The following is a 23566-nucleotide window of genomic DNA, read 5'->3' on the forward strand; positions in this document are numbered from 1 at the left end:
ACTTTTTCTATAAGGGCATCAATTATTTAGTTAGTAAAGCAATTGTTTAGTCAAATCTGCTTTGTATTTTTACATTTTAATAAGAGAACTATGAAAGTAATTATATCGCCAGCAAAGTCATTAGATTTTGAACCAGAAGTGCCAACCGAAAAATATTCAGAGCCCATTTTTTTAAAAGAAGCAGAAAAATTAAGCACAGTTTTAAAGAAGAAAAGTGCCAAACAGCTTTCTAAACTAATGCACATTTCAGACAATTTGGGACAATTAAATTTTGATAGAAATCAGCATTGGAACGTGCCTTTTACTCCAGACAATTCAAAACAAGCTATTTATGCTTTTACGGGTGCTGTATTTCAAGGTATTGATATGGCTTCGTTACCTGTTTCTAAATTAGACCAATTGCAAGATAAATTACGTATAATTTCTGGGCAGTATGGTTTGTTAAAACCCTTAGATTTAATGCAACCCTATCGATTAGAAATGGGTACAAAATTAAAAATTGGCAGAAAAGAGAATCTCTATCAGTTTTGGGATGGTGCTATTACCAAGGCCTTAAATGATGAATTAAAAGATGATGAACCTGTTATTAATTTGGCAAGTAACGAATATTTTAAAGCTATAAAACCAAAATTATTAAAATCACCTATTGTCACTCCCGTCTTCAAGGACTTAAAAAATGGTGAATATAAAATGATTATGACCTATGCCAAATTAGCGAGAGGCTATATGGTGCGTTATATTATTGATCATGATGTTGCTACTGTTGAAGGTTTAAAAGGGTTTAATAGTGAAGGTTATGCATTTGATGCAAATATGTCTTCAGAAACCGAGTTGGTTTTTACACGTTAAAAAAAGTATTTTGAAAATAATTGTCACTATTCTATTTGTATTCTTTGTTTCCATTACTTATGCTCAAAAGGACAATTTTGAGCGTTTTTTAGCTGAAGGCAAAGCAGAGTTTACTAAAAGTTTTGATGAACAAGATTATGATAATGCTGTTAAGGTTTTAAAAAGGGCGGTCCAATTAAAGCCAGAAAATACAGAGGCGAAGTACTTTTTAGGCTATGCATATAGCCGTTTAAATGCTAAGGATGGAGCAAGTTTAATTTCTATGAAACTTGATCTAACCATTAAATCAAGTGAGCAATTCGAAGCGGTTAATAAATTGACCCCAAAATATGAAGGGGAAATCATAGTGTTAGACCCTTATTCAAAAATTACTTCTGAATGGGGAAGTATGGCAATGACCTATTGGCACAAAGGTCAAAAAGAACAAGCATTATGGGCCTTTAATGAAGGAAAAAAAAGAGGTGGGTTTAGTGAATTTATACTTGCATTAAACAAGAAAATATTAGATTCTTGTAATGAAAATTCCATTTTATTTACATCTGGAGATCAACTCACTATTCCACTTTGGTATTTGCAAATTGTTGAAGGGTATCGAGAAGATATTGCAGTAGTTGATGCTAATTTACTAGAGTCTTCTTGGTATGCTACCTTTTTAGTAAAACAGAAAGTGGTTACGTTTGATGTACCTGAGGAAACCCTGGATAATCTAGAAATTCAAGAATGGGCTCCACAAAAAATTACAATAAGTGACTTTGCTTGGACAGTTAATCCAACCTATGAAGAAACCTATTTGTTTAGATGTGATCTTTTGTTGTTGAGTATCTTAAAAGCAAACAAATTTGAAAGGCCAGTTTTTTTTACTGATGGTTTTCCTAAAGATCGTCAATTGAGTCTGAATGAAAACTTAATGCCTTTTGGATTTTTAGTAAATACTATAAATATTGATGATGATGGCCCAGTTGAATTAGAAGATGATAAATCAAAAATGGATGCACTTACTTCATTAGCAAATGAAAATAGCCCTGATGAAATATGGTTTGTTGAATTCTTGAAAAGACTTTAAGGTAATTGGCTTAAAGGGCATTCTGAATGAAGGTTATTTTTTAGATGCGAATATATCAGGTGAAAATGAGATGGTGCTTATTAGGTTAGTTAAATGAAATATTTTTTTACCTTTTTAATTCTCCTCCTTTTTTCAAGGGGAGGTGCCCAGTAGTAAAATTTAATTTTTATGATAAAGTAGAAAGGCGACGGGGTCAAAAAATACTATATGAGTAAACTACACAACCGTAAATATCTGGAAGAACGCAGAAAAGCACTTCGCAATAAATCTACATCAGCGGAAGCTACTTTATGGATATCGCTTCAGAGAAAACAGTTAAGAGGAAGGAAATTTAGAAGACAACATAGTATTGATAACTATATTGTAGATTTTTATTGTGCTTCTGAAAACCTAATTATAGAGCTTGATGGTGCTGTACATTTAGGTTTAGCACAACAAAATTATGATGAGGAACGAACCCGTTTATTGGAAGATTTAGGATATAAAATTGTTAGATTTGAAAATAAGTTGGTTTTTGAAAGTTTGGAAGGAGTGTTAGAAGAGATTGGTAGTTATTTTATAGATTAGCGTTTACCACCTCGTCTTTATGTTTTGCTTTCGCACACATAAATCCACTCCTCCTTGAAAAAGGAGGAGAATTAAAAAGTTATCAAATTTTCCTCTCGTATAATAGAATAAAAATTCCTCCCCTTTTTTCAAGGGGAGGTGCCCAGTTAGTAATATTGAATTTTTATAATAAAGTAAAAGGGCGGAGGGGTTTAATAAACAAAAACTTCACCCTCACCAACATTATTGTTTCTACTCACAGGAACTATAACAAAAGTGGTTCGTTTTTTTAAATCGCGTTTGTTTAAGTTGATATGCGTTTCTCCTGTTAAAGCAATTATTTTTGAAGGATTATTAATTGCCAGAGCTTCATCTCTTTCAAATTTATATACCAAGAATTTTACCGCTTCTTTAGCCATATTTTCGGGTAGTTTTTCCCATGATAATTGATATTTTCTACCTTTTATTTTCGTGAGCTTTATATGAGAAACGGGAGCAGGAAAAAATGAAACCTTTTTATTGGTTGGTGGCGGTAATGTTGGGTGTTGATAATAGTTCTCCTTTAATATTTTATTAATACCAAAGGCATTTTTATTAAAGCTTTTGGCACTAAAATAAGTTGAACCTTTAATCGTAGGTAAAGACCTATTCAAATCTAATTGCTTTTCAATTTCTGTTTTATTTTTTTGTTTCCATGCTTCATCTGTTTTACCTCCTAAGCGATACATGGCTTGCCCAATATATAGATTGGTATTATAGTTGTTTTTAGTCCACCATTCTGCTATTGTTTTATAGTCGGCTTTATCATGGCCAATTTGCCAATAAATTTGAGGAAGAATATAATCTAACCAACCTTTTTTTGTCCAAAGTAAAACATCGGCATATAAATGGTCGTAGTTGGTTTGTCCGGCATCGGTATTAGAGCCTGTTGGGTCATCAGCTTTATTACGCCATACGCCAAAAGGACTAATGCCAAATTGTACCCAAGGTTTAATGGATTTTATAGTTGTATGTAATTCTTCAATGATGGTATTCACATTGTCTCTACGCCAATTATCAATTTGATTGGGATAAAATTTACCTCCATATTTTTTAAAGGCATCGGCATCAGGAAATACTTCGTTGGCAATTTTATAAGGGTAAAAATAATCGTCAAAATGGATGGCATCTATATCATAGTTCTGAACAATTTCTGCCACCACTTTATTGGTATAGGTTCTAACTTCGGGTACACCTGGATTAAAATAAGTGGTTTCTCCATAGTTTAAAAACCAATCTGGCTTTTCTTTGAGTAATGCTAACGGTTTTGTTGTCGTATTTTTATAATTAATTAAAACCCGATAAGGATTTAACCATGCATGAAATTCCATTCCCCTTTTATGAGTTTCTGCAATTGCAAAGGCTAACGGGTCGTAATAGGGTTTTGGCGGACTGTTAATACTATCGGTTAAATAGGCCGACCACGGTTCATAACTGGAATTATAAAAAGCATCTGCCGTAGGGCGGATTTGAAAAATGATTGCATTAAAATTCAAGTCTTTAAACTGATCTAACAGTTTTATAAGTTCTGCTTTTTGTTTAGTTGGATTTAAATTCTTTTTGCTAGGCCAATCAATATTATTGACCGTTGCTACCCAAACCCCTCTAAACTCATGATTTATTTTTTGGGCAAAAATAAATTGTGCAGAGAATAATACAATTATTATTGTGTAATTTATCTTCTTAAACATATTCTTAATCTAAATAATATTATCAATTTACCTCTCCTTCGAAGAGGTCAGAAAGACCTTTTCGGTATTTCTGGGTGAGGTCTTAACAATCAGACAATGCAACATTAACGGCTAAGCCACCTGTTGACGTTTCTTTGTATTTATTATTCATGTCTTTTGCGGTTTCCCACATGGTATTTACTACCTTATCAAAGGGCACCTTTACATTTATAGGATCAGTATCTAAAGCCAATTCAGCCGCATGGATGGCTTTTATGGCACCCATAGAATTACGTTCTATACAAGGCACTTGTACCAAACCACCGATAGGATCACAAGTCAAACCTAAATGATGTTCCATCGCAATTTCAGCGGCAATTAATACTTGATCTGGTGTGCCACCTAATAATTCGGTCAATGCACCTGCTGCCATCGCAGCTGAAACACCAATCTCAGCCTGACAACCACCCATTGCAGCAGATATGGTTGCCCCTTTTTTAAAGATACTACCAATTTCGCCTGCCACCAATAAGAATTTTTTAATTTCATTAAAACTAGCCTCATGGTTTTCAATAACCAAATAATACATCAATACGGCGGGTATTACACCAGCACTTCCGTTTGTTGGTGCGGTCACTACACGCCCTAATGAGGCGTTTACTTCATTAACACTTAAGGCAAAACAACTTACCCATTTAAGTATTTGTCTAAATTTAACTTCGGTATTTCTAATTGATTCAAGCCATTCTTGAGGGTTGTTATATAAGGATACACCAATTAAGTTTTTATGAGTGTCAAAAGCACGACGTCTTACATTGAGTCCTCCAGGTAAATTACCCTCGGTATGGCAGCCCGTATACATACATTCTAACATGGTATTCCAAATGCGATGGAATTCATAATCAATCTTCTCAGGCGTTCGTAATTCTTTTTCATTTTCTAAAACCACATCAGATATGGAAAGGTTTTGATCTTTACAATACGCCAATAACTCCGTACCAAGTCTAATGGGATAAGGAAATGTATTTGAGAAAATTTGTTTATTTTTTTTAGAGTTTTTACGTTCTTCTTTCACTACAAATCCACCGCCAATAGAGTAGAGGGTAGAACGGCTTTTTTTACCCGAAATGGTAGCTGTAAAAGTCATTCCATTGGCATGAAAGGGAAGAAATTTTCTGTTAAAAACAATGTCCGTTTCCGGATTAAAAGCTAGTATTTTTTCGTTATTAAAAGATAAGGCTTTGTTTATTTTTATGGCAGCAATAATAGCCTCGATACTTTGTGTAGGTATCGTTTCAGGGTCTGCACCACTTAAGCCAAGTAATACGGCATAATCAGTAGCATGTCCTTTCCCCGTTAAGGATAAAGAACCATATAAATCAACCGTTATTTTTTCAACGGTATCAAATTTGTGGGAAGCCTTTAATTCTTTTATCCATCGTTCTGCCGCACGCCAAGGCCCTAAGGTGTGTGAACTAGAAGGTCCTACACCAATTTTTAACATATCAAATACCGAAATACATTCCATATAATTCTCTTAGAAACTAATAATCAAAAATAGATAAAACATTTGAGTAAACTTAGTAATTATAATTGAAAAGGAAAGGGAGTATAACGTCAGATTAGTGAAGTGGGAAACTTCAAATTACATGAACCAAATTCTAACGAAAGGGTTTTGAATTATTAGGAATTTATTTTTTCTCGGCACTTATGTCTTAATTGAATATATAATAGGCAATCATTAGTTGATTATGCCATGTTGCCCTAAGCGTAAGCACTACTAAAACTGCCAGTCTGTCATAATTATAAAAAAAATGCTGTCAAAATCAATTTATATTAGCGTTGGCATAAAGATTGACTAATTACAATCAGTAATCAAAAAGAATAATCTAAAAATCTAAATATTTATATTATGAGTAAAATTATAGGAATAGATTTAGGAACAACCAACTCATGTGTTTCTGTAATGGAAGGTAATGAGCCAGTAGTAATTCCTAATGCAGAAGGGAAAAGAACAACTCCTTCTATTGTAGCATTTGTTGATGGTGGCGAACGTAAAGTTGGTGACCCTGCTAAAAGACAAGCAGTAACTAATCCTACAAGAACGGTATATTCAATTAAACGTTTTATGGGTAACAAGTATTCTGAATCTAAAAAAGAGGCAGAACGTGTACCTTATAAAGTGGTTAAAGGAGACAATGATACACCAAGAGTTGATATTGATGGCAGAATGTATACGCCACAAGAAATCTCAGCAATGATATTGCAAAAAATGAAAAAAACAGCCGAAGACTATTTAGGTCATGAGGTTAAAGAAGCTGTTGTAACTGTACCTGCATATTTTAATGATGCACAACGTCAGGCTACAAAAGAAGCTGGTGAAATAGCAGGTTTAAAAGTGAGTCGTATAATCAATGAGCCTACAGCGGCTGCATTGGCATACGGATTAGATAAATCTGGTGCAGATAAAAAAATTGCGGTTTACGATTTAGGTGGTGGTACTTTTGATATCTCTATCTTAGAAATTGGTGATGGTGTTTTTGAAGTATTATCTACAAATGGAGATACACATTTAGGTGGTGATGATTTTGATCAAGTAATTATTGATTGGTTAGCAGATGCCTTTAAAAAAGACGAAAACGTTGATCTTAGAAAAGATCCAATGGCTTTACAACGTTTAAAAGAAGCTGCTGAAAAAGCTAAGATTGAATTATCATCAAGTACACAAACAGAGATTAATTTACCTTATGTTACTGTTGTTGATAATGTACCAAAACACTTGGTAAAAAAATTAACTAGAGCTCAATTTGAACAATTAGCACATGATTTAGTGAAACGTTCAATGGATCCTGTAGCAAAAGCGTTAAAAGATGCTGATCTTAAAACTACTGATATTGATGAAATAATTTTAGTAGGTGGTTCAACTCGTATTCCTAAAATTCAAGAAGAAGTAAAAAAATTCTTTGGTAAAGAGCCACATAAAGGTGTAAACCCTGATGAGGTAGTTGCTGTAGGTGCTGCAATTCAAGGTGGTGTATTAACTGGAGATGTAAAAGATGTACTTTTATTAGATGTTACGCCATTAGCCTTAGGTATTGAAACTATGGGTAATGTAATGACTAAATTAATTGAAGCCAATACGACAATACCAACTAAAAAATCGCAAGTATTTTCAACTGCAGCTGACAACCAGCCTTCAGTAGAAATTCATGTGTTACAAGGTGAGCGTGCTATGGCAGCCGATAATAAAACAATTGGCCGTTTTCATTTAGATGGAATTCCACCAGCACAAAGAGGTGTACCACAAATTGAAGTAACATTTGATATTGATGCCAATGGTATTATCAATGTATCAGCTAAAGATAAAGGTACAGGTAAAGAGCATAACATTCGTATTGAAGCTTCTTCAGGATTGTCAGAAGATGATATCAAAAAAATGAAAGCAGATGCTGAAGCTAATGCTGAATCAGATAAACAAGCAAAAGAAACTGCTGAAAAAATCAATGGTGCTGATGCAATGATTTTCCAAACAGAAAAACAATTAAAAGAGTTTGGTGAAAAATTATCTGCTGATAAAAAAGAACCTATTGAAGCTGCTTTAGAGGAATTGAAAAAAGCACATGAGTCTAAAGACTTGGCACAAATAGATACTGCCATGGAAAAGATAAATGAAGCTTGGAAAGTTGCCTCTGAAGAGATGTACAAAGCAGAACAAGAAGGTGGAGCTGCCGGTAATGCAGGAGGAGAAGCGGAAGGTTCTTCAGCTACTGAAGGTGATGATGTACAAGATGTAGATTTCGAAGAAGTAAAAGAAGATTAATTTATTCTTATTTGTCATTCCGACGAAGGAGGAATCTTATGAACAGTACTTGTCATTTGAACAGATTCCTCGTGCCTCGGAATGACAACATGTAAAACAAAAATCCCGTTCCAATAGTTGGAACGGGATTTTTTGGTTTTGGATCTGATTAGTATCAGAAATATATATAAGTATTTAGCGGGTCAATTGCTTTGTTGGATAACTATAACAGTTAAAGTTCATTTTTATTATAATTTATCTGTAAAAAAGTTGCGTAAAATAATAAGTACCTTCAGCGTTTTGAACAGCAGCGATACCTGTATGTGTAAAATTGCCTTCGATATTATCTTTATGTTCTGAACTGTTTAACCATGCAGTGACCACTTTTTCGGCTGTATTATAACCATAAGCTACATTTTCACCGGTACCTTTTGCATTTTCATTTCTTTTTAAGTTATTAGCTCTCGAACTAAAATTATCGTGGCTAATCTTATCTTTTGCAATCATATATTTGCTATGGTCAATGGCAAGATTATCAGCAGTAGTATTTCTTGATAGTATTTCAAGTCCCTTACTTTCTCTATGAGCATTTACTAAATTAAATATTTTATCAGTAATACTTGTTTCAACGAAAACTTCATCCGTATTATCTTCAGAACATGAAGATATCGATACGAATAATAATAGTAAAATACTATATTTAAATAGGACTTTCATATGATTAAGTTCTTATAGTTAGTTGTTTATATAACTATAATTTGGAATGTTTAGTATAAAATTGAATATATGAAGTAATAAAAGAACCGTATTAGTAACTGTATTTAGGAGTTTAAAAGGTATGATTAGACTTAATTGAGCTGCAGGTAGTATGTTATGATTTTTAAGTCATTTTTGGTGTTCAAGTACTAAATTTAAATACGTTTCTAAGGTTGTTTTAGGAAAAACGGATTGGTTTTTCTGTTTTTAAATCCATGATACATAACATAGCCGAACAGAATAAGGGCTCCTATTAAAGCCGTATAAGCAATGCTTTCATATTCATTTTGCTGTTTTACATATATGGCTATCAATGCCCAAACCCCAACTAAGGCAAATTCTCTCATATTTCGTTTGTAAATCATAAGAGCATTTAATAACGTCGCAACAATTATCATGATAATAGTCCATTGTATTTCAGAGATACCAAAGCCACTCCATTCAATTTTGGCCAAGTAAGCCGTAATATTGGCGATAGTGGCAACTGTAATCCATCCAGAATAGATACAAATTGGCCACCAATAAAACGCAATTATTTTTTTGGAAGCATCGTAACGCTCCATATTTGTATTTAAAATTATTTTTGTCAAAGAAATAAGCATTACAAGCATAATACCTAAAGAAAGTAGCGTGTTTTCATAGAGCCATGCGAATACCCAAGCTGCATTTGCTAAATTGGTTAATGCAAACCAATAACCCGTTTGGTTAATAAATTCATTAATTTTTTTGAGCTTGAATGTTTGATAAATTTGAAAACCACAAAAAGCAATTAGTCCTAAATAAATAATACCCCAAATAGAAAAAGCATACCCAGCAGGTGTAAATAAGTTGGTGTATTTATCGCTGAGACCGCCAATCGTATTTCCATTAACTTTATAAACTTGAGAATAATAATTAATTCCAATAGCAATAATTACGGATAAGGAATTAAGTATAGAAAACTTTTGCTGATTTTTTATAGCGTTCATCCCTCTAAAATAATAATTTAATATCTTATTTCAAAACAAAATGTATTTATCTACTTCGTATTTGTCCTCTAACAAAATCTATTACCTTTGCAAACATTAAAAATCAAACTTTTTTGAATCTTAAAACATATACATCAGAATTTCGCTATAATTTAAAATTGGCTTACCCAGTTATGCTAGGCATGATTGGTCATACGTTGGTTAGTTTTATTGATAATATTATGGTGGGTCAAATGGGAACTGCTGAATTGGCAGCGGTATCTTTAGGAAATAGTTTTGTTTTTATAGCGATGAGTTTGGGTATTGGTTTTTCAACTGCGATTACGCCTTTAGTTGCAGAAGCAGATGGTGAAAAAAATATAGAAAAGGGAAAACAAACTTTTAATCATGGCTTAATTTTATGCACCGTTCTCGGGATTGTTTTATTTTTAATGATCTTGGCGATAAAACCGTTGATGTATCATATGAGCCAACCAGAAGAAGTGGTAGCATTAGCAATTCCTTATTTAGATTTGGTTGCTTTTTCTTTAATTCCATTAATTATTTTTCAGGGTTTTAAACAATTTGCAGATGGCTTGTCACAGACCAAGTACGCCATGTATGCTACCATTATCGCAAATGTTATAAATGTAGTGTTGAATTATTTATTGATTTTTGGAAAATTTGGATTTCCAGAAATGGGTATTATCGGAGCAGCGATTGGAACATTGGTTTCAAGGATTGTAATGTTGGGTTATATATGGTTATTGTTAAAATCAAAAACAAAATTCAAACCTTATTTTGAGCGATTTAGTTTTAAAAATATAAAGAAAAGTATACTCAAAAAAATAATAAATCTTGGCTTTCCTTCAGCCTTGCAAATGTTTTTTGAGGTGGCTATTTTTACGGCTGCCATTTGGTTAAGCGGTGTATTGGGTAAAAATCCACAAGCGGCAAATCAAATTGCACTAAACTTGTCTTCCATGACTTTTATGGTGGCTATGGGCTTAAGTGTTACCGCAATGATTAGAGTAGGGAATCAAAAAGGATTAAAAAACTTTAAGGAATTGCGACGTATTGCTTTTTCCATATTTATACTGACCTTCTTTTTAGATATTATTTTCGCATTGGTATTTATGATATTCAATCAAGAGTTGCCAAGAATTTACGTAGATGAATATGACCTAGTCAATCAAATTGATAACTTAGAAGTGGTGAGTATCGCTGCTAAATTATTATTAGTGTCTGCTGTTTTTCAAATTTCTGACGGATTACAAGTTGCTGTGTTGGGGGCCTTAAGAGGTTTACAAGATGTTAAGATACCTACGATAATAACTTTCATTGCCTATTGGCTAATTGGTTTTCCCATTTCTTATTTTTTAGGAAAGGAAGATGTGTATGGTAGTGTGGGGATCTGGTTAGGATTGTTGGCAGGTTTAACTGCCTCTGGAATATTATTGTATATTCGATTTAATTATTTAACCAAGAAATTAATTAATCAAAGCATTTAATAAATGGGTATTGTTTTAAAACAATCATTTACCAACACCCTGATTCTTTTTTTAGGTTTTGCAATTGGTGGTATTAATGTATTATTTATTTATACGCATTTTTTACACGAAGACTATTATGGTCTTAATACCTTTTTATTATCGACTGCTAATATTTTATCGCCCTTAATGGTACTCGGTATGCAGCATACTATCATTAAATTTTTTACTTCATTTCAAACAAAATACGAGCAAGATCAATTTTTAACCAGTGCATTGGTAATGCCCTTATTTATTATTATACCCTTAGGTTTTATAGGAGCTTATACGTATGAAAGTATTGCAAACTGGTTATCTGTGGAAAACGCAATAATTAAACCCTATACCTATCTTATTTTTTTAACCGCAATTTTTATTGGTTATTTTGAAGTGTTTTATTCTTTTAGTAAAGTGCAGTACCAGTCCGTTTTTGGCAATTTTATCAAAGAGATGTTTGCTCGAATTTGTGCCACTTTTTTATTGTTTGCTGTGCATTTTAAATGGATTACTGAAGAGCAGTTTATATATGCTATTACTATTGTTTACGGGTTACGAATGGTTATAATGATGATGTATGCTTTTACATTATATAAGCCTGAATTTATTTTTAAGTTTCCTAAAAATAGTCGTGAGATTTTGTCCTATTCATTTTATATTATTTTAGCAGGATCGGCAAGTGGAATTTTATTAGATATTGATAAGTTCATGATTCCACAACTGGAGCAAATTGCTGAGGTTGCCTATTATGCAGTAGGTATTTATATAGCTTCAGTTATAGCTATTCCGTCAAGGGCAATGCAGCAAATTATTAATCCGCTAACGGCTAAAGAGCTCAATAACAATAACTTAAAAGAGGTTTTAAGCTTGTATAAAAAAAGTTCTATAACGCTATTAGTAGCTGGAGGGTTATTGTTTTTACTTATCAATTTGAATATTCAAGATTTATATGGATTAATAAATAAACCAGAATATGCAGTAGGAGGGATGATTGTATTGATGATTTCTATTTCCGAAATGTATAAGCTAGCGTTAGGTACAAATGGGGCCATTTTAACTAATTCTGATCATTATAGAGTGTTTTTCTATTTCTCTATAGCCATGGCATTAAGTGTTATCTTTTTAAATAAATGGTTAATAGAAATTTTAGGAATAGATGGTGCTGCCTTAGCAACCTTAATTGTAGTACTAGTTTTTAGTACTATTAAAATTATATACATTCAGGTAAAAATGAATATGCAACCCTTTACAACTAAAACAATAGCAATATTGACTGTGATTTTAGTCCTGTTTTTTGCATTTTATTTTATAGAATTACCATTTCATGCATTGGTAAACATATTTATAAAGTCTATTGCGGTTACTATTATTTATACTTTTACAGTATATAAGTTTCGTATTTCAGAAGATGTAAACGGCTTAATTAATAAATACATTCCTCGATAAATATGGCATATGTTTTTCATCTTTTTTTGGGAATTATATCTGCTTTTTTAGGCTTGTTAGCTCCAGGTATGCTAAACATGACCGCAGTTAGGACAACTATAGAACAAGGAAAGAGGGCAGGGGTAGTATTTTCTGCTGGAGCGTCAGCTATTGTTTTTATTCAAGCTTCAATTGCATTGGTTTTTGCAAGTTATTTAAGTGAAAATCCTAACGTATTTGATAATTTGAAAATAGCAGCAATTATTGTTTTTTTTTTATTGGCACTATTTTTCTTTCTACAAGCTCGAAAAACATTTAATGCAGAAGGGAAGTCAAAAAAAGGGAATTTATTTTTTATAGGAATGGTAATGTCTGCAATAAACATGTTGGCCATTCCTTTTTATTTCGGACTCACCACTTATTTTGAAGTTAATGGTCAGTTAATAATGGAACAGCCTTATATTACTTTGTTTATTGTTGGGTCAGGCTTAGGTTCATTCATCTTATTTGTTCTTTATGTTTTTTTTGCAGGAGTAATAACCAAGCGTGCCAAATTTATTGCCACAAACATAAATTATATTTTAAGTGGACTGTTTTTTATGTTGGGATTAATAGCAATCTTAAAGAGTTAGATTGAAAATTAAATCTATTCATTTTTTTGAAAAAAGAAGTTCTTAAAAAAAAACATAAATTAATTATTATATTTGCCACTAAAGGTCAAAATTTCAACATGATTGATGCTATTGAAAATAATTTAAACCGAGGTATAGGCTTGCTTAGCATTATAAGTGATGAGGAATATAGTAATATTTCTGTTAAACCTTACCACTCAAGTATAGGTATACATATGAGACACGTTTTAGATATGTTCGATTGTATTTTTTGCGGATTAGATTCTAGAGAAATTAATTTAGCAGCTAGAAAACGAAATACAGAAGCAGAACAGAAAACAGAAATGGGTTTGGTGTATTTCAACGAAGTTATAAGCAACTTAAGATGTCTGTCTTCTGAAGATTTAAATGAAGTTGTAGCGGTCTCTGACGATTTAGGATTGGGTGTGGTTACAACCAAATATACTGTAGCTTCAATCTTATCACAAGCTCACAGCCATGCTATTCACCATTTTGCGAGTATTGGTTATATCATCTCCCAATTAGGAATTGAATTGCCTGATGCTGATTTTGGTTATAACCCTACCACACCAAAAAAGGATGTATTGGCTTAATAGTTAATATAAACCCATCCTCTATAAGTTCTATTCTTTTTTGTTATTTTATCTTTTAGTTCCAATAAAAAATAATAGGTTCCTACGGGTACAACTATACCTTCGGTAACGGTAATACTATTTTCTGATATACCACCCCATGTATTGTCGTAATTTTGTTTTTCATATACGAGTTCTCCCCAACGGTCAAAAACTTCGATTGAATTTTCTTGAGATAAATCTAAACCAGCTATTTCAAAATAATCATTAAGTCCATCTCCATTTGGTGAAAATCCAGTATTTATAGTAAAATCATTTCCACTAGGTTCAGCAGCAATCGTTAACACTTCATAGTCATCTGGTACAAATGAAATAGATGTAATATCACCTTCTTCTAAATCGCCAGAAACGTCATTTCTACCTAAACTATCCCAACGAAGTGTTTTGTTATTCCAACCCACTACTCGTAATAATTCAATATCTTCCGTAAGGTTTTTAATATCACTATCAAGATCCCAGGTAAGTGTGACTTCTACAGCTTGGTCACCATCCAAATCCCAAAACTCTTTGTCATTTACTTTAGAAAGAATAGGAGCGAAGCTGTTGGTATCAAAAAGTGTTGTAAATGTAGTCGGACTATTAGGGTCCTCATAAAAGTAGGCACTTTTAAAAGTTGAAATTGAATTAGGTTTTGATATCGATAAGGGTCTTAACTTATCTTCGTCTCCAATAGGAAATGTAAAATCGATATTTCCAAATAGGGCTGCATAACCATCTACATGTTCATAATCAGACTCTCCATTATAATTGGCTTGCAAAAAGTCTAATGTGATATCTAAATCATTTCTAGGCGTAAAAACCTTTCCATTAATAAATTCTAACGTATTATAAACACCCATTGATGTTTCCAAATTTAAACCGTCTAACACATCAATTTCTGAGTTGTAAAACTCGGCTATTGAGGTACCTGAAACATTCAATAGATCTTCTCCATAAAACCCAGCAAGACCCAGGTTGCTATTAAACATACCGTCATTAATTAGGTTGGTATGGAAGCCGATTTTACCTTCGTCGTGAATTTGAATATCACCAAAGTTATGAAATGCTGTCTGCCCTACTAAAAGTTGCCCAATTGATAGGAATATAAATGTGAATATCTTATTCATATGCTTGAAATAATATAACTAAATTATCTGCTTTACTATCTACGTTAATTTTAAAACCATCTGCTGTGAACGTTACAAATTTAGCAGAAGTAATACCAAGATTATTACCATCTTGACTACCATATCTTACACCAATACAATGATCAGGTGAAGCAAAACGTGATATATCGTTAATAGAATTTCCATGCCCACCAACATATATTACTTGTTGCGTTGTTCCCCTAACATATCCATTCATTGTTCCAAATGAGTTCGCAAGGCTACTATTATTATTTCCTACTCCGTTATCAGCATTAATTCTTAGAGATTCAATATTGGCATGAGCAACAAAACTGATTTGTGAGGGTTTGAAAGGAATACCAGAAATGGTTACATTTCCAGTTGCTGTAATTGTAATATGTCCAAGGTAAACTCTATTTGAACCTGCCTGTCCAGTTGCTCCTTGAGCACCTGTAGCACCCACATCACCTTTATCACCTTTAGCACCAGTTGCTCCGTCTTCACCATTATAGATAAATGATGTAGATGTAATTTCACTTGAGTCTAAATAGTTATCTCTATCTAAATCTAAACCTGTAAATATTGAAGTTCCTTGTCTAGTAACGCCATGAGATGTTCTTGATTCTCGAGCAGTACGAGTAAGCGTGTTATATCCGTCAGTACCATCAACACCATCTTTACCGTCAGTACCATTTGTACCTTTATCACCTTGGTCACCCTTGTAGCCTTTATCGCCTTTTTCACCTTTAGCACCGTCTTTACCGTCGATACCATTGATTCCGTCTTTACCATTTATTCCATCAATACCATCCTTACCATCGATACCATTAATTCCGTCTTTACCGTCGGTACCATTTGCACCAGCATCACCCTTGTAGCCTTTATCGCCTTTTTCACCTTTAGCACCGTCTTTACCGTCGATACCATTGATTCCGTCTTTACCATTTATTCCATCAATACCATCCTTACCATCGATACCATTAATTCCGTCTTTACCGTCGGTACCATTTGCACCAGCATCACCTTTGTAGCCTTTATCACCTTTTTCACCTTTAGCACCGTCTACACCATCAACACCATCTTTACCGTCGGCACCTTTATCACCTTGGTCACCCTTGTAGCCTTTATCGCCTTTTTCACCTTTAGCACCGTCTTTACCGTCGATACCATTGATTCCGTCTTTACCATTTATTCCATCAATACCATCCTTACCATCGATACCATTAATTCCGTCTTTACCGTCAGTACCATTTGCACCAGCATCACCTTTGTAGCCTTTATCACCTTTAGCACCGTCTACACCATCAACACCATCTTTACCGTCGATACCATTTATTCCGTCTTTACCGTCAGTACCATTCGCACCAGCATCACCTTTGTAGCCTTTATCACCTTTTTCACCTTTAGCACCGTCTTTACCGTCGGCACCTTTATCACCTTGGTCACCTTTGTAGCCTTTCTCTCCTTTAGCACCGTCTACACCATCAACACCATCTTTACCGTCGATACCATTTATTCCGTCTTTACCATCAGTACCATTCGCACCAGCATCACCTTTGTAGCCTTTATCGCCTTTTTCACCTTTAGCACCGTCTTTACCGTCGATACCATTGATTCCGTCTTTACCATTTATTCCGTCTTTACCATTTATTCCATCAATACCATCCTTACCATCGATACCATTAATTCCGTCTTTACCGTCGGTACCATTTGCACCAGCATCACCTTTGTAGCCTTTATCACCTTTAGCACCGTCTACACCATCAACACCATCTTTACCGTCGGCACCTTTATCACCTTGGTCACCTTTGTAGCCTTTCTCTCCTTTTTCACCTTTAGCACCGTCTACACCATCAACACCATCTTTACCGTCGATACCATTTATTCCGTCTTTACCGTCAGTACCATTCGCACCAGCATCACCTTTGTAGCCTTTATCACCTTTTTCACCTTTAGCACCGTCTTTACCGTCGGCACCTTTATCACCTTGGTCACCTTTGTAGCCTTTCTCTCCTTTAGCACCGTCTACACCATCAACACCATCTTTACCGTCGATACCATTTATTCCGTCTTTACCGTCAGTACCATTCGCACCAGCATCACCTTTGTAGCCTTTATCACCTTTTTCACCTTTAGCACCGTCTTTACCGTCGGCACCTTTATCACCTTGGTCACCTTTGTAGCCTTTCTCTCCTTTAGCACCGTCTACACCATCAACACCATCTTTACCGTCGATACCATTTATTCCGTCTTTACCATCAGTACCATTCGCACCAGCATCACCTTTGTAGCCTTTATCGCCTTTTTCACCTTTAGCACCGTCTTTACCGTCGATACCATTGATTCCGTCTTTACCATTGATTCCGTCTTTACCATTTATTCCATCAATACCATCCTTACCATCGATACCATTAATTCCGTCTTTACCGTCGGTACCATTTGCACCAGCATCACCTTTGTAGCCTTTATCACCTTTAGCACCGTCTACACCATCAACACCATCTTTACCGTCGGCACCTTTATCACCTTGGTCACCTTTGTAGCCTTTCTCTCCTTTTTCACCTTTAGCACCGTCTACACCATCAACACCATCTTTACCGTCAGTACCATTCGTACCGTTAATTCCATCAACACCATCTTTACCGTCGATACCATTTATTCCGTCTTTACCGTCAGTACCATTCGAACCAGTATCTCCTTTAGGACCTGCTGCACCTTGAATACCTTGTTCACCTTTAGCACCGTCATTACCATTTATACCATCAACACCGTCTTTACCATCAACACCGTCTTTACCGTCAGTACCATTGATTCCGTCAGTACCATTCGTACCAGCATCACCTTGTAAACCTTGTTCACCATTAGCACCGTCTTTACCGTTAATTCCATCAACGCCATCTTTACCGTCGATACCATCTATTCCGTCTTTACCATCAACACCGTCTTTACCGTCAGTACCATTGATTCCGTCAGTACCATTCGTACCAGCATCACCTTGTAAACCTTGTTCACCTTTAGCACCATCTTTACCATTAATTCCATCAACACCATCTTTACCGTCAGTACCATTTGCACCAGTATCACCTTTAGGACCTGCTACACCTTGAATACCTTGTTCACCTTTAGCACCGTCTTTACCGTTAATTCCATCAACGCCATCTTTACCGTCGATACCATCTATTCCGTCTTTACCATCAACACCGTCTTTACCGTCAGTACCATTGATTCCGTCAGTACCATTCGTACCAGCATCACCTTGTAAACCTTGTTCACCTTTAGCACCGTCTTTACCGTTAATTCCATCAACGCCATCTTTACCGTCAGTACCATTCGCACCAGTATCACCTTTTGCACCGTCTTTACCATTAATTCCATCAACGCCATCTTTACCGTCAATACCATTTATTCCGTCTTTACCATTAATTCCATCAACACCATCTTTACCGTCAGTACCATTCGTACCAGCATCACCTTGTAAACCTTGTTCACCTTTAGCACCGTCTTTACCGTTAATTCCATCAACGCCATCTTTACCGTCAGTACCATTCGCACCAGTATCACCTTTAGGACCTGCTACACCTTGTAAACCTTGTTCACCTTTAGCACCGTTTACACCATCAACACCATCTTTACCGTCGATACCATTTATTCCATCTTTACCATTAATTCCGTCAATGCCATCTTTACCGTCAGTACCATTTGCACCAGTATCACCTTTAGCACCGTCTTTACCATTAATTCCGTCAACACCGTCTTTACCGTCAGTACCATTTGCACCAGCATCACCTTGTAAACCTTGTTCACCTTTAGCACCGTCTTTACCGTTAAGTCCATCAACGCCATCTTTACCATCGATACCATTTATTCCGTCTTTACCATTAATTCCATCAACACCATCTTTACCGTCAGTACCATTTGCACCAGCATCACCTTGTAAACCTTGTTCACCTTTAGCACCGTCTTTACCATTAATTCCATCAACGCCATCTTTACCGTCGATACCATTTATTCCGTCTTTACCATTAATTCCATCAACACCATCTTTACCGTCAGTACCATTTGCACCAGCATCACCTTGTAAACCTTGTTCACCTTTAGCACCGTCTTTACCATTAATTCCATCAACGCCATCTTTACCGTCGATACCATTAGTACCAGCATCCCCTTGAATACCTTGTTCACCTTTAGCACCATCTTTACCATTAATTCCGTCAGTACCATTAGTACCAGCATCTCCTTGTATACCTTGTTCACCTTTAGCACCGTCTTTACCATTTATACCATCAACACCATCTTTACCGTCGATACCATTTATTCCGTCTTTACCGTCAGTACCATTCGCACCAGTATCACCTTTAGGACCTGCTACACCCTGTATACCTTGCTCACCTTTAGCACCGTCTTTACCATTAATTCCATCAACGCCATCTTTACCGTCGATACCATTAGTACCAGCATCCCCTTGAATACCTTGTTCACCTTTAGCACCATCTTTACCATTAATTCCGTCAGTACCATTCGCACCAGCATCTCCTTGTATACCTTGTTCACCTTTAGCACCGTCTTTACCATTTATACCATCAACACCATTTATACCATCAACACCATCTTTACCGTCGATACCATTTATTCCGTCTTTACCGTCAGTACCATTCGCACCAGTATCACCTTTAGGACCTGCTACACCCTGTATACCTTGCTCACCTTTATCACCATCTTTACCATTCTTACCGTCAATTCCATTAGTACCATGAGCACCGTTATCACCTTTTGCACCGTCTTTACCATTTATACCATCAACACCATCTTTACCGTCAGTACCATTCGCACCAGTATCACCTTTAGCACCGTCGATACCATTTGTACCAGCATCGCCTTTTTCACCTTTATCGCCTCTATCTCCTTTGTCTCCCTTTTCTCCTTTTAACAGGATAGGTGTTAGATCAATTTTTTCAGTACCACCATTTTCTAATGTTAATGTAATTGTGTTAGTACTGTTATCTAAACTAAAATCAGATATTTTTTGATTATCTGTATTGTCTAAATAATTACTTAAATCAACCGTGCCACCATCTTCCAACGTTAAGATGTTGTTGTCAATACTTAATTTTTGATCATCAGAACTAGAACTAGCGATGTCAACTTTTTGTGTATTTCCATTTTCTAATGTAATGGTCAAAATAGAACCTGCTAAACTAAAATCAGATATTTTTTGATTATCTGTATTGTCTAAATAATTACTTAAATCAACCGTTCCGCCATCTTCCAACGTTAAGATGTTGTTATCAATACTTAATTTTTGATCATCAGAACTAGAACTAGCGATGTCAACTGTTTGTGTATTTCCATTTTCTAATGTAATGGTCAAAATAGAACCTGCTAAACTAAAATCAGATATTTTCTGATTATCTGTATTGTCTAAATAATTACTTAAATCAACCGTGCCACCATCTTCTAAGGTTAAGATGTTGTTGTCAATACTTAATTTTTGATCATCAGAACTAGAACTAGCGATGTCAACCGTTTGTGTATTCCCATTTTCTAATGTAATGGTCAAAATAGAACCTGCTAAACTAAAATCAGATATTTTCTGATTATCTGTATTGTCTAAATAATTACTTAAATCAACCGTGCCACCATCTTCCAACGTTAAGATGTTGTTATCAATGCTTAATTTTTGATCATCTGTATTTATGAATTTTGATAAATCAACTGTACCACCATCTACTAGACTTAAGATGTTGGTATTTGAATCAAAACTTAATTGTTGATTATCAGTACCTGTATCACATAAATTGGTCCAGATTGTGGAGTATTGAAAAACACATTTTTCATCAGTATTGTAAACTAATGCTCCATTTAAGGGAGTCATATTGTTCATCTCAATATTGGTTATTCTTGTCAATACAAATGCCTTATTAGAGCTTTCTAGCTCTAATAAAGAAAAGGTATCAATTGTGTTTGGATTATCTCCTATTTTAACCTGACCATAGACAGCAGATGAAACTAGAAGAAGGAATAAAAATTTTAATATTTTCATAACAGGGGTATTTACTTTTTTTATCTATTTAAAATTGTAATTATTATGCATGCATAACTATTAATTATTGATGTAACAACCTTAATGGTGTTCTTCCCCATTAAAAGCTATTGTTTTTTTCGTAAAATAATTGGAAATGAAAAAGTGACACTATCAATAAAACAGTTTTGTATAGTCGTTTTTATCAATATGGTTAACTTAGCATCAAATAATTAATAATAACCCCCTAAAACCTAAAAATGATGAAAGATTCTAAAATCAGAAATTATTTTATTATTTAAGATAAAATTTTGAGATATTCGTAAAAGGTTTGTAATTTCATAGTTCCACTTATGTTGTTGAGGAAACGGTTAAATTTCACATAAAGTATATTTGCATACTTTTTCACAGCTTTATTACGGAAGGTAATATGGTACTATTAATGTTTTTTTAGTAATTGAGCATATGCTTTCAACCAAAACATTTCTTTTAAAAAAGGAATAAGTGAAGGGTAGGATATTTTAAAGTTATTATGGTTTTTTCTGGCAATCTTATTCATTATTCTCCAATGATTTAAAATTGTTTTTAGAGACACAAAATAGTTCGATTTATCAGTGTCATAAATATGGGTAGGTTCCGCAATAACACCGTTAAGCTCAAGTATTTTAAATTCCTCAGCGTTTTTTAATTTATCTAACGTTTTAAATTTTATATCGAAACGGCCATAGTTGAAATCTGGTAAGTTTGCAGTTAATTTATCTAAAAATTGCTCTAATTCATTATCAATTAAATGATTCCCATTTACAAATTGAGTACCTTTAGAATGGTTACCTATAACCGTAAGCTTTATAACTTCACCTGTATTAGGAATAGTATTAAGTTTATTTTCATGTAAATTCTGAAATAATTTATAATATAAAAAGGCACGATTATCATCTAAAATTAATTGAGATAAGCTATCTACACCATTACCGGTAACAGTAATAAATTTCTTTAATGTAATAGAAGTAATTTTACCTTTGTTTTCTCCTGGAATTTTATAATAAAACAAACCGCATTCTTCCGTATATGCTACATATTCTTGTAAAATAATGTCTATTGATATTTCTTTAAGATAATTGTCTAGATCTCTTATGCTGTCAATTTTTTTTACCAAAAATCCTCTAAAACCGATATCTGGCTTAGCTATTAAAGGAAAAACTATTTCCGCTTTTTTTAAAGAATCTAAAACAGAATTAAATTCAGTAGTAGGAGTAATGAGTAAAGATTTAGGGATATAGGCTTTAGGTAATAAGCCTAGGGTTTTATATTTAGATTCAGTACCCATTCCCGAATATTTAATAGCTGGGTTTACTGCTAAAAAGAAAGTTAAACTTCTTGCTAAAATTGATTTATATAAGAAATAGGGGATTAGTGGAACATAGAATAGATAGGTTGGCCAATGTTCGGAATGAAAAAATTTAGTAAAAAAAATTCTAGCTCTTATCATTTGCTTCATCCTTGTCAAAAATAAATCTTGAAATTTTCATTAAACCATAAGCAGTTGACAAAATTGCAACCAACCCTAAGGCTAACCCTAAAATCAAAAATATATAATTACCATCTTTTTTCAGAGCTTTAAACCCAATTGTAATAACTATTGGGGCAATAAAAAACAGCGGAAAGGCTATGCCTAAAAATTTTAATGCACCGAATAATGTGGGTTTATTCTTTTTCAAGGAGATAATTATTTATGGCATTTCTAACATTACCATATTTTTTAATAAGTGTTTCTGCTACAGGTCTTTCTATATTAAGTTCTTTCATTAACATTTTATGACCTCTATCTACGAGTTTATTATTAGAAAGCTGCATGTCTATCATTTTGTTACCTTTTACTTTTCCTAATTGAATCATAATAGTAGTGGTAATCATGTTTAGCACCATCTTTTGAGCTGTACCAGCTTTCATTCGTGAACTTCCAGTAACAAATTCAGGCCCTACAACGACAACAATAGGATATTTTGCAGTTAATGCTAATGGACTCGCATCATTACATGTAATACAACCTGTAATAATTCCATTTTCATTACATTTTTCTAAGGCAGAAATAACATAAGGTGTTGTACCTGATGCTGCAATACCAACAACAACATCTTTATCTGAAATGTCATAGTCTTGTAAGTCTTTCCAACCTTGTGTTTTTGAATCTTCGGCGTTTTCAACTGCTTTTCTAATAGCAATATCGCCACCTGCAATTAAACCAATTACAAGATCAAAGGGAACACCAAAAGTTGGAGGACATTCAGAGGCATCTAAAATACCTAATCTACCACTTGTGCCCGCACCAATATAAAATAACCGTCCACCATCTCTCAATTTTGAAACCGCTGGTGTAACTAAATTTTCTATATTCGGTATTGCTTTCTCTACAGCTTGAGCTACTGTTTTATCTTCATTATTTATATTGGTTAACAATTCATTAATACTCATCTTGTCAAGATGATTATAATTAGAGTCTTGTTCGGTGGTTTTAGTAAAGTTCATTTTCTTATTGTGGTTAGTACTTAAAATTCAA

17 protein-coding genes are annotated in these 23566 nt (G+C 34.2%); 8 read left to right on the forward strand and 9 right to left on the reverse strand.

Translation table 11 applies throughout. The features are described from left to right. Positions 1-90: 90 nt before the first annotated feature. The 3 genes from yaaA (at position 91) to FF125_RS07060 (ending at position 2479) form a co-directional block, all read left to right on the forward strand. A complete protein-coding gene (gene yaaA / locus FF125_RS07050) occupies positions 91-849 on the forward strand; it encodes a peroxide stress protein YaaA (protein ID WP_138949100.1) in 759 nt (252 codons plus the stop codon). A gap of 10 nt (positions 850-859) precedes the next feature. Further along, a complete protein-coding gene (locus tag FF125_RS07055) occupies positions 860-1912 on the forward strand; it encodes a tetratricopeptide repeat protein (protein WP_175418882.1) in 1053 nt (350 codons plus the stop codon). Between the two features lie 207 nt (positions 1913-2119). Beyond that, positions 2120-2479: an endonuclease domain-containing protein gene (locus FF125_RS07060; protein WP_117885516.1), complete on the forward strand. Its 360-nt coding sequence runs from the start codon at positions 2120-2122 to the stop codon at positions 2477-2479. 191 nt (positions 2480-2670) lie between these two features. Here FF125_RS07060 and FF125_RS07065 read toward each other — a convergent pair whose 3' ends face one another. Together FF125_RS07065 and FF125_RS07070 are read right to left on the reverse strand one after the other, a co-directional pair. After that, a complete protein-coding gene (locus FF125_RS07065) occupies positions 2671-4188 on the reverse strand; it encodes a glycoside hydrolase family 10 protein (protein ID WP_138949102.1) in 1518 nt (505 codons plus the stop codon). An 82-nt stretch (positions 4189-4270) separates the two neighbouring features. After that, positions 4271-5695, reverse strand: a complete 1425-nt coding sequence (locus tag FF125_RS07070) for an L-serine ammonia-lyase (RefSeq protein WP_138949103.1) — start codon at positions 5693-5695, stop codon at positions 4271-4273. Between the two features lie 384 nt (positions 5696-6079). Here FF125_RS07070 and dnaK point away from each other — a divergent pair, with 384 nt between their 5' ends. Next, positions 6080-7987, forward strand: a complete 1908-nt coding sequence (dnaK, locus tag FF125_RS07075) for a molecular chaperone DnaK (protein WP_138949104.1) — start codon at positions 6080-6082, stop codon at positions 7985-7987. Positions 7988-8221: 234 nt separating this feature from the next. On the opposite strand, the gene FF125_RS07080 is transcribed toward dnaK, so the two are convergent. Further along, positions 8222-8683, reverse strand: a complete 462-nt coding sequence (locus FF125_RS07080) for a CAP domain-containing protein (protein ID WP_138949105.1) — start codon at positions 8681-8683, stop codon at positions 8222-8224. 206 nt (positions 8684-8889) lie between these two features. Next, on the reverse strand, positions 8890-9690 hold the full coding sequence (locus FF125_RS07085; RefSeq protein ID WP_138949106.1) for a tryptophan-rich sensory protein: 801 nt from the start codon (positions 9688-9690) through the stop codon (positions 8890-8892). Positions 9691-9803: 113 nt separating this feature from the next. On the opposite strand from FF125_RS07085, the gene FF125_RS07090 reads away from it, so the two are divergent. From FF125_RS07090 to FF125_RS07105, 4 genes are read left to right on the forward strand one after another with little or no spacing between them, the layout of a single operon-like run. Beyond that, positions 9804-11180 carry an MATE family efflux transporter gene (locus FF125_RS07090; RefSeq protein ID WP_250629700.1) on the forward strand — a complete coding sequence of 459 codons (1377 nt, stop codon included), beginning with the start codon at positions 9804-9806 and terminating at the stop codon, positions 11178-11180. A 3-nt stretch (positions 11181-11183) separates the two neighbouring features. Continuing rightward, positions 11184-12641, forward strand: a complete 1458-nt coding sequence (locus FF125_RS07095; protein WP_138949107.1) for a polysaccharide biosynthesis C-terminal domain-containing protein — start codon at positions 11184-11186, stop codon at positions 12639-12641. Positions 12642-12643: 2 nt separating this feature from the next. Next, positions 12644-13252, forward strand: coding sequence for a LysE family translocator (locus tag FF125_RS07100; RefSeq protein ID WP_138949108.1), 609 nt, complete (start codon positions 12644-12646; stop codon positions 13250-13252). A 26-nt stretch (positions 13253-13278) separates the two neighbouring features. Continuing rightward, positions 13279-13845, forward strand: a complete 567-nt coding sequence (locus tag FF125_RS07105) for a DinB family protein (protein ID WP_250629701.1) — start codon at positions 13279-13281, stop codon at positions 13843-13845. Here FF125_RS07105 and FF125_RS07110 read toward each other — a convergent pair. From FF125_RS07110 to murQ, 5 genes are all read right to left on the reverse strand, one after another. Then, positions 13842-14990 (reverse strand): gliding motility-associated C-terminal domain-containing protein, encoded by a 1149-nt coding sequence (locus FF125_RS07110; protein ID WP_138949109.1) that lies wholly within the window; start codon positions 14988-14990, stop codon positions 13842-13844. The genes FF125_RS07105 and FF125_RS07110 overlap by 4 nt on opposite strands. After that, entirely contained in the window at positions 14983-21030 is a 6048-nt protein-coding gene (locus FF125_RS07115) for a collagen-like domain-containing protein (RefSeq protein WP_138949110.1), read from the reverse strand. The genes FF125_RS07110 and FF125_RS07115 overlap by 8 nt, the downstream gene beginning before the upstream one ends. Before the next feature lie 418 nt (positions 21031-21448). Next, positions 21449-22507, reverse strand: coding sequence for an ATP-grasp domain-containing protein (locus FF125_RS07120; protein ID WP_138949111.1), 1059 nt, complete (start codon positions 22505-22507; stop codon positions 21449-21451). Then, complete coding sequence (locus tag FF125_RS07125; RefSeq protein WP_138949112.1) at positions 22485-22727, reverse strand: DUF6095 family protein; 243 nt, start codon at positions 22725-22727, stop codon at positions 22485-22487. The genes FF125_RS07120 and FF125_RS07125 overlap by 23 nt, the downstream gene beginning before the upstream one ends. Beyond that, positions 22714-23535: an N-acetylmuramic acid 6-phosphate etherase gene (gene murQ, locus FF125_RS07130; protein WP_138949113.1), complete on the reverse strand. Its 822-nt coding sequence runs from the start codon at positions 23533-23535 to the stop codon at positions 22714-22716. The genes FF125_RS07125 and murQ overlap by 14 nt, the downstream gene beginning before the upstream one ends. Between the last annotated feature and the right edge of the window lie 31 nt (positions 23536-23566).

The organism is Aureibaculum algae, from assembly GCF_006065315.1.
GTDB lineage: Bacteria > Bacteroidota > Bacteroidia > Flavobacteriales > Flavobacteriaceae > Aureibaculum > Aureibaculum algae.